The 8654-nt window shown below is 38.5% G+C and carries 9 protein-coding genes; 3 read left to right on the top strand and 6 right to left on the bottom strand.

The window, feature by feature from the left end; all coding sequences use genetic code 11:
• The first annotated feature begins 16 nt into the window (after positions 1–16).
• Positions 17–763 carry an IS5 family transposase gene (locus MKL32_RS08850; RefSeq protein ID WP_004912080.1) on the top strand — a complete coding sequence of 249 codons (747 nt, stop codon included), beginning with the start codon at positions 17–19 and terminating at the stop codon, positions 761–763.
• Between the two features lie 69 nt (positions 764–832).
• Positions 833–1204, top strand: coding sequence for a lysozyme inhibitor LprI family protein (locus MKL32_RS08845; protein ID WP_004958805.1), 372 nt, complete (start codon positions 833–835; stop codon positions 1202–1204).
• Between the two features lie 59 nt (positions 1205–1263).
• Here the strand turns inward: MKL32_RS08845 and infA are convergent, their stop codons facing one another.
• Positions 1264–1485, bottom strand: coding sequence for a translation initiation factor IF-1 (infA, locus tag MKL32_RS08840; RefSeq protein WP_001284370.1), 222 nt, complete (start codon positions 1483–1485; stop codon positions 1264–1266).
• A gap of 230 nt (positions 1486–1715) precedes the next feature.
• On the opposite strand from infA, the gene MKL32_RS08835 reads away from it, so the two are divergent.
• Positions 1716–2723 (top strand): AraC family transcriptional regulator, encoded by a 1008-nt coding sequence (locus MKL32_RS08835; protein ID WP_004916600.1) that lies wholly within the window; start codon positions 1716–1718, stop codon positions 2721–2723.
• Positions 2724–2763: 40 nt separating this feature from the next.
• Here MKL32_RS08835 and truA read toward each other — a convergent pair whose 3' ends face one another.
• From truA to asd, 5 genes are all read right to left on the bottom strand, one after another.
• Complete coding sequence (truA, locus tag MKL32_RS08830; protein WP_004916595.1) at positions 2764–3561, bottom strand: tRNA pseudouridine(38-40) synthase TruA; 798 nt, start codon at positions 3559–3561, stop codon at positions 2764–2766.
• A 15-nt stretch (positions 3562–3576) separates the two neighbouring features.
• On the bottom strand, positions 3577–4545 hold the full coding sequence (locus MKL32_RS08825) for an asparaginase (RefSeq protein WP_171430666.1): 969 nt from the start codon (positions 4543–4545) through the stop codon (positions 3577–3579).
• A gap of 44 nt (positions 4546–4589) precedes the next feature.
• Positions 4590–5897, bottom strand: a complete 1308-nt coding sequence (locus tag MKL32_RS08820; protein ID WP_125318249.1) for a FimV domain-containing protein — start codon at positions 5895–5897, stop codon at positions 4590–4592.
• Between the two features lie 63 nt (positions 5898–5960).
• The gene (locus MKL32_RS08815; protein ID WP_005403624.1) at positions 5961–7391 is read right to left on the bottom strand and encodes a FimV/HubP-related protein; all 1431 of its coding nucleotides are present in this window, start codon (positions 7389–7391) and stop codon (positions 5961–5963) included.
• A 140-nt stretch (positions 7392–7531) separates the two neighbouring features.
• Positions 7532–8650, bottom strand: a complete 1119-nt coding sequence (gene asd, locus MKL32_RS08810; RefSeq protein ID WP_004916583.1) for an aspartate-semialdehyde dehydrogenase — start codon at positions 8648–8650, stop codon at positions 7532–7534.
• Positions 8651–8654 lie beyond the last annotated feature (4 nt).

Raw genomic sequence — 8654 nt, 5'->3', positions numbered from 1 at the left:
AATTTTACTATTCGCTATGCCTCGTACCATGCTGACAGATCAACACTGGCAAAAGTTGAAAACTATTTTGCGTAATTTATCTATTCATCACAACTCAAATTTACGTAATTTTATTGAAGCTATTCTCTATAGAATTAGAACAGGCTGTCCGTGGCGAGATATTCCTTCCTATTTCGGTCAATCAAACTCTATTTTCAAACGTTTTAATCGTTGGTCAAGCAGCGGTAAGTTGCTTAGATTATTCAAATTATTAGCATCATGCCCCGATATGGAGTGGATTTTTATTGATGGCTCTCACGTACGTGCTCATCAACATTCTGCCGGTATAGCGAATCAATCCATTTCTAAAAGTGTAGGAGGAAACTCCTCAAAAATACATTTGATTGTTGATTCACATGGCAATCCTATTGATTTCATGATTACCGATGGCACTACACATGACATCAAAGTTGCACCTGATTTAATAGCAACATTAGATTTAAAAGAGACAGAAGTGGTATGCGCAGATAAAGGCTATGATTCAGAACCACTGCGTGAGCAGATCAGAAAAACAGGAACAAAAGCGAATATACCAAAGAAAATAAATAGCCAATCGAACAATGATCATATGGACTGGTATTTATATAAAATCAGGCATTTAGTTGAAAATATGTTTTGTAGATTAAAACAATTTAGAGGGATAGCTACTCGATATGACAAGCTCAAAAGAAATTATCAAAGTGCTGTTGCCTTAGCCTGTATATTTTTATGGCTACCTTTATAGGTTTAATTATGAACAGTAAATGTCAACAGACCCTAGATATTTGGATAATAAATTGTTTGGAAAGAATTCATGTATAAGATCATCTTAGGTTTAATTTTGGGGGTGGCATCAACATTCGCGATGGCAAATAATTGTGATAAAGCTCGGAATACCTATGATGATATTTATTGTACCAATAAGATTTATGCGAGTGCTGATGCAGATTTGAATAAGAACTACCAGCAATTACGTCAGAAATTAGATGAAACACAACAAAAAATTTTGAAAAAGTCACAACTTGCTTGGATTCGCTATAGAGATGCTGAATGTACTGATGATCAGCAAGTTTCTGTAGATGTACAATGTCGCTTATCAACGACACAAGAGCGCAATCATTGGCTATTAGAGCGTTTACGTGAATGTCAGACAGTAGGCTGTAAAACTACACGTTTGAGTGAATAGCGCAATTTATAGATATAAAAAAAGCCACAAATCATGTGGCTTTTTTGCATTCACTAATCTTAGCGTGCACGGTACGTGATACGACCCTTAGTTAAGTCATAAGGTGTCATTTCAACTTTAACACTGTCACCTGTTAAAATACGGATATAGTGTTTACGCATTTTACCAGAAATGTGAGCAATAACTTCGTGACCGTTTTCTAAACGTACACGGAACATCGTATTAGGAAGCGTTTCGGTGACAACGCCTTCGAACTCAATGAGTTCCTCTTTATTGGCCATGGCCTACCTGATGATCAAATTGGAAAGGCGCAAATTATAGTCAATTTATTTAAAATTTACAAGACGCTGGCTTAGCAAAGGCTGCAACGTTTATTTTGAGAAAACTGTCTAACAATCTGTATTTTTTTTTAACAAAAGAAGCAGAATAGTGTTGTCAGTTTGGTCAATCAACGTTAATCTAAAATCATCGCTTATTGTCATAATAAAGTATCTACAGGGAAGGGCACTGCGTGGGTCAGTTAACAGATGCATCGGTTGTATTGCGCTTTGGTTATCAGGCAATTCGTAAAGCAGGATTACCTACTGAAGAGATTTTAACAAAAGCAGGTGTTGCTCTAAATCAAGTTGATACCAATGCCAGAACCCCTTTAAGTGCTCAAAATGCATTTTGGATCGCAGCACAGGAAGTGAGTAATGATCCAGATATTGGTCTACATTTAGGTGAGCATCTTCCATTATATCGTGGTCAAGTCATTGAACACTTATTTATCAGTAGTGAAACGTTTGGTGAAGGGCTTAAACGTGCCTTAGCCTATCAACGTCTGATAAGTGATGCGTTTGATGCGAAGTTAGTCATAGAAGATGGTCGTTGCTATTTAAGCAATGGTGAACAATATTGGCCTGATAATTTAGTCAATCGTCATTTTTCTGAATGTGCGATGTCAGGTATTTTGCGCTTTTTCAAGTTCATTACCGAAGGACAATTTCAGCCGATCTTCATTGATTTCAATTTCAATGAAGGCGCTGATGATGATGAGTATTTCAGAGTGTATGGCTGCCCTGTCAGTTTAGGTCAGAAAGAAACACGTCTTTATTTTGATATGGCTGTGCTTGATTATCCACTATGGCAGGCCGAACCAGAATTATTACAACTACACGAGCAACTTGCGATTGAGAAGTTACAAGAATTAGCTCGCTATGATCTGGTGGGTGAAGTACGTCGTGCAATTGGCTCAACATTAGAAAGCGGTGAGACAACTTTAGAAACCGTTGCAGCCCAGCTCAACATTACACCGCGTCGTTTAAGAACTCAGCTTAGCGAGGCGAATACCAGTTTTCAGCAAATCCTCTCCGATTATCGTTGTCGTTTGGCGAAAAAACTTTTGGCAAATACCAATGAAAGTGTTGAAAGAATTGTTTATTTAACGGGCTTTTCAGAACCAAGTACATTCTATCGTGCATTCAAACGCTGGACGAATGAAACCCCTGTTGAGTATCGTAAAAGAAAACAGCGTTAATCTTTTACATCAGGAAAAACCCTCAAGAAGAGGGCTTTTTTTATTCGGGTAGATTTAACCAGTGAGGTCCGAGAGGCAGCTGAGGTAAATCAAACTGATCTGGGTAATAAGATTGGATAAAATATAGACCATCTGCGGGAGCAGTAATCCCTGCTGCGCGACGATCTTCGGCAGCAAACATCGTGTCTATATGGTCAATCTCATACATTCCTTGCCCGATCTCAAGTAAGCACCCCATGATATTTCGAACCATGTGGTGTAAGAAACCATCGGCTTGAATATCTAAAACTAAATAGCGACCATGTTCAAATAAACGACAATGCTTTACATGTCGTACAGGTTGATTGGATTGGCATGCGGCAGCTCTGAATGACTCAAAATTGTGAGTGCCTTCAAATTTCGCAGCAGCTTTAATCATTTTTTGCACATCTAATTCTTGGTATAGATGGGTGACTTGCTTGTGGAGTAAAGCAGGACGAGTGGGGGCGTTATATACTACATAACGATAACGACGAGCCATTGCTTTAAAACGTGCATGAAAATTTTCATCCATGCATTTGATCCACTGAATAGAAATGTCTTTTGGGAGTTGGCTATTTGCTCCCATAAGCCATCCACGTTCGGGACGAATGGCCGTGGTATCGAAATGTGCGACCATATTGGTTGCATGAACGCCAGCATCAGTCCGTCCAGCAGCATGAAGAATGACAGGGTGGTCGGCGATTTTACTGAGTACCTTTTCGATGGTTTCTTGCACACTTACAACGCCTGCTTGTTGAGTTTGCCAACCACGGTATTGAGTACCACAAAATTCAATACCGATCGCGTAACGTTGCATGCTTAAACCTCAATCTTAGTGTGTATTCCAATGTTCAAACCATTGAACATGAGTCGGGTATTTTAAATACATTTGCAATGCTTTTGCATATAAATCCGCATGACTATGACAATCATTGATTAATACTTTGGCATTTTCTATCCAAGAACTCACAGCGTATCGTTGATCAAGTTTACCAAATACGACTTGTGAACTAATAATGACGACACAACCTCGTTCATATAATGCTCCGAATAAATTCAATAATTCGGAATTGGTTGCAATATTTCCTGTTCCAAACCCTTGTAATATCAAGAAGTGTGGTGGGTTTTTAATTAAATTTTCGAGTTGAGCAGCAAGTTGTTCTTTTGCGATTGGCTGCAACATTAAATTCAGTACGGTTAATGATGAGGCACGTTCTATATGTTCAGCTTGAACGATAAAATTTTCGATAGAAGTTTGGCATGATTGATGTGCATCAACGCCTGCAAAAGCATCTAATTCAGTCGTATGTACTTTGAGAACAGTTTGCGCATGGAAAATATGTTGATGAAATGCTAAATATGTACCGACAGGAAGGCTAAGTACCTGCTCAAGTGCTAAATTTAGATTCCCGAGAGCATCAGTAAATTCTCGAGTGTCATTCCCTTCAATATTAAGTAGAGGATATTGACTACCCGTAATCATAATATGAGATGACTGTCCCAAGAAACGTGCAAGTGTCGCTGCAGCATAACTGAGTGTGTCAGTGCCATGAATGATGACAAAATGTTGATAGTTTTTGAGTTGAAGGTCTTGAATTTGCTGAATAAGCTTCAGCCAATCTACAGCCGTACAAGCACTACTGTCTTTTATACTAGGTGCTGCAAAACAATCAACGTCAAGATGGGGTGGAATGACTTTTTCAAGTAAGGGAATAAACTCATTTTCAGGCATTGGCATTAACGGATTACCGACACAGCCAAACGTACCACCCATGTAGATCAAAGCAATTTTTTTCATCATAAAAAAAGCAGTCCGAGAGACTGCTTATATTAGACTGATCAAATTTAGGAAGCTATTTTATTCAGTAACTTTTCTACGTATTGTTGTTGATCTTGATTAAAAAGTGATTGATTGGTCTGCAATATAACTCGCGCAGATTCATAAGCACCTAATTCAATATATTGTTCTGCTAGATCAAGATTAAGTTGAGCTTCGTCCATAGTTTGCAAATCTGGAAAAGATTGCATTAAAGGATCGTTAGTTGAAAGAGCAGGTGCTGTTTGAGAGACTGGTGTGATGAGTTCAGGTTGAGTTTCTTCAGCCGTTGTCGGTTCGTTAATCTCAAATGTAAATGCCGTTTTGTCAAAGACTGGCTGTTCTTCAAGCTTAACTTCAGGTTGATTGAAGTCTAAATCTAAATGAATTGGTGCTTCAGTTTTTGTTTCAGGTTCAGGTGTTTTTAGTTCAAGATCAGCAAAACTAAAATCTAGACCAGATTTGGTTTCTTCAACTTTGACTTCCTGTTCAGTGACAGTAGGTGAGGTTGTAGGTTCGAGGTTGAAAGAAAATTCAAGAGGGGCTTGATCTTTTGATTCTGTTAATTCAGGTTCAGGCGAGGATTTGGTTTCAATTTCTATTGCAGGTTCAGCAGTTTCTTTTTGTTCAAAAGAAAAACTAAAATCTAAAGGTTTAACTTCAGGAGTAGGTTCAGCTTCTATTTTTGGCTCTTCAACTGGAGGCGGTGTAACTTCCGTTTGAAGTTGATCAAATGATTCAGCTGGGCTAGGTGAAGCAACCAATGCATCAAAATCTGCTGAATTATCTTGTACAGGAGTTTCAATAATAGTTGATGTTTGACCAAAATGGCCTTTGCTAGAATGAAATTCTAAAGCATCTGAAGGTTTATTGGTTTCGTATTCTTTTTTCTTGTCCAGTGCAGTTTGGATCAGTGAATTTAGTTCTAAATCTTGTAAATGTTTAATCAACTGATTAATTGCAAAATCATCTTTTTGAGCGATGTGAAGATCTAACAATAAGATATATAAGTCATGCTGAGAATCATCTGTTTTAAGTGCCTGATTGATTTGAGCTTCAGCAGCTTGAAAGTTATTAGCAAGAATAAGTTGCTCAATCTTTTCTTTCAGTTGTGTTGGTACAGGTGTACTGGCTTGAACTTTATTTGTCTGTTGTTGTGTTTCGACTTCAGCAATAGGTGTTGATTTGGTCGCAACTTTTTTTGATGCTGCTTTTTTTTGAGATTTGGCTGCACCTCCTTTTTTAGGAGTTGCTGTATTTTCATTGTCAGCACGTTTTTTTAAAACGATCGCAACGACTAATACAATAACTAACAATACAATGATGATAGTTGACATGATCTTCACCCCTTAAAGATTAGAGCAGCTTTTAGTGTAAATTTATGAGAATCTTCTCGTAACCTAGCGTGTTGGCTTTTTAGTTTCCTGTTGAGCTTTTAGTTGCTCTTGTAATTCAGCCAGTCGAGCATTTAATAGCTGGATACGCTGTTCCTTTTGACGCAATGCCAACTCTAACTGAGTCACGTTTCGTTGTAATGTAACGGTTTTTTCCCTTGCTGTCATAACTTTTAATGATAAGTCAGCACTGGTTTTTTGTTGTAATGTGTCCTTCTTCGCACTTCCTGTGCTGGAATCTTGATTACTCTCGGCAACTAGAGACATTTCAGCTTGTTGTAAACGGTATTTGGTACGTCCATTAGGTACAGTTGTGGTTTGTGCTGCAAGCTGATTAGCATTTTGTGCTGGACGACTTGGAATATTGCTTAGATTAAAGTTTAAACGTGAACCTTGGCGTATTCTATTTTGATTACCCCCAATAAATGCATGTTCGTTTTGTTTTTTAATTTGAGACATGACTTGTGTTACTGGCTGTTGTGTCTGACTTGCGATTTGCTGTGCAATACTCCACAGAGACTCATTGCGTTGAACTACGTGTTGTTGGGTTTTTTCAGAATTTAGTTTTTTCTGCTCAGGTGCTTTGACTTTTGCCTGCTGAGTTTTGTTAGGTTGTTGAGCTTTTTGTTGAGTTGGTGTTGTTTCCACCTTTTTCATGTCCTGACGAGCAATCGTTTTTTCACTATTGAGATCCGTCGGTGGTGTTTGCGAAGACTCAACGACTTTCGAAGGTGCAGGAGCTTGAGCAACTTGTTCAGCATTGACGTTATTATTTGCTGAGGCTGTTTGTTGTAACGTATTTGGCTGTGCACTTGGTTGTGGTGCAATTGAAATAGCTTCAGCATTTACTGAAGAATCATCATTATTTAAAACAGGGGGAAGTTTATATGGTGCATTCAGCAAAGTTTCTTGTTTTAAACTTTGCTCTTTTGACTCAGATGCATTGGCATTAAATCGAGTACTCACTGGTAAGTTTAATGCGATATCTTTTTCACTCACAATAAACTTAGGTGTAAGCGGTTTTTCGGCAATTGATTTAGCTAAAACAGGATCAACAGATCTACGAATAGGCTGTCGGATATGTTTTAAATGTGATGCGCTACCTTCCTGAATTTTTAAAATAATATTTAATTCAGCTTCAGTCATTGGGCGTGTGGAAGTAATAACAATCGTTCCTTCGCCTTGGCTATTACGTCTTGTAAAAAAATTTAAACCAGATGGTGGTTGGTGTGCTGCGCCAATCATCATTAAATCTTCAGGCGTAGCTAAACTCACTTCTAGTTTTGAGTTCGTGTCTGCTTGATGAAAACTCATCTCAGCGTAAAGTAATTCCCCAGGCGCAGATTGAACTTGCAACGGATCGAGTGTAATTGCGTAAAGATGTTGCGAAGAAAATATGGCTAAAATGGCAATTTTTAATTTGTTATAAACAGTCATCTCGATCCATGAAAAAGTGATGTTATAGTCGTGTAAAAGTATACATTAACGTGATGTAAATGAATTGTAAATTCTTCAAAAGTGAAAACATAAAAAAGCCGATCAAGTGTGATCGGCTTTTGATTTTTAGGTGTTTTTGCTTAAGCGTTCTTGTATTCAACTAAAATACGAAGCATACGGCGTAAAGGTTCAGCAGCACCCCAAAGTAGCTGATCGCCTACTGTAAATGCACCTAAATATTCTTTACCCATATTTAGCTTGCGTAAACGACCTACAGGAACAGTTAAAGTACCTGTTACTGCAACAGGCGTCAGGTCAGTCATTGAAGCTTCACGAGTATTTGGAACGACTTTAGCCCATTGGCTAGAGTTGCGAATCATGTCTTCAATTTCATCAAGCGCAACATCTTTTTTCAACTTTAAAGTGATTGCTTGTGAGTGACAACGCATTGCACCGATACGAACACAGTGACCATCAATTGGAACGATTTGTTGATTACCCAAGATTTTATTGGTTTCAACTTGACCTTTCCATTCTTCTTTTGATTGACCACTTTCGAGTTGTTTGTCGATGTATGGAATCAATGAACCAGCGAGTGGCACGCCAAAGTTTGCTTTAGGGAAACCTTCACCACGTTGTAAGTCAGCAATTTGACGATCAATATCAAGAATCGCAGATTTTGGATCATCTAGTAATTCTTTAGTATTGTTGTACAAATAGCCCATACCCGTGATGAGTTCACGCATGTTTTGCGCACCAGCACCAGAAGCTGCTTGGTAAGTCATTGAGGTAGCCCACTCAACCAAATTATTTTGGAAAAGTGAACCTAAACCCATCAACATAAGTGAAACTGTACAGTTACCACCAACGAAAGTTTTAGTTCCGTTGACTAAACCATCTTTAATCACATTTAAGTTTACTGGATCAAGTACGATGATTGCATCATCCGCCATACGAAGGGTAGACGCAGCATCAATCCAATAACCATCCCAACCTTCAGCTTTGAGTTTCGGGAATACATCAGAGGTATAGTCACCACCTTGGCAGGTTAAAATGACATCCATTTGTTTCAGACTCTTAATGTCTGAAGCATCCATAAGTGCTGGGGCAGTCTTACCACCAAATGAAGGCGCTTCGCCACCTGCATTACTGGTAGAAAAATAGAATGGCTCAATATGAGCAAAATCATTCTCTTCAACCATACGTTGCATAAGGACAGAACCCACCATCCCACGCCAACCGACCAGACCTACTTTCATGTCA

Origin of the sequence: Acinetobacter sp. AOR34_HL, from assembly GCF_027854795.1 — a bacterium.
Classification (GTDB): domain Bacteria; phylum Pseudomonadota; class Gammaproteobacteria; order Pseudomonadales; family Moraxellaceae; genus Acinetobacter; species Acinetobacter junii.
This window is presented reverse-complemented; position numbering and strand designations above follow the sequence as displayed.

Bases quoted from the DNA above. Each gene is read 5' to 3' on its own strand.
- MKL32_RS08850 (WP_004912080.1), top strand. From the start codon at position 17: ATGCCTCGTACCATGCTGACAGATCAACACTGGCAAAAGTTGAAAACT.
- MKL32_RS08845 (WP_004958805.1), top strand. From the start codon at position 833: ATGTATAAGATCATCTTAGGTTTAATTTTGGGGGTGGCATCAACATTC.
- infA (WP_001284370.1), bottom strand. From the start codon at position 1,485: ATGGCCAATAAAGAGGAACTCATTGAGTTCGAAGGCGTTGTCACCGAA.
- truA (WP_004916595.1), bottom strand. From the start codon at position 3,561: ATGCAACGTTACGCGATCGGTATTGAATTTTGTGGTACTCAATACCGT.
- MKL32_RS08825 (WP_171430666.1), bottom strand. From the start codon at position 4,545: ATGATGAAAAAAATTGCTTTGATCTACATGGGTGGTACGTTTGGCTGT.
- MKL32_RS08820 (WP_125318249.1), bottom strand. From the start codon at position 5,897: ATGTCAACTATCATCATTGTATTGTTAGTTATTGTATTAGTCGTTGCG.
- MKL32_RS08815 (WP_005403624.1), bottom strand. From the start codon at position 7,391: ATGACTGTTTATAACAAATTAAAAATTGCCATTTTAGCCATATTTTCT.
- asd (WP_004916583.1), bottom strand. From the start codon at position 8,650: ATGAAAGTAGGTCTGGTCGGTTGGCGTGGGATGGTGGGTTCTGTCCTT.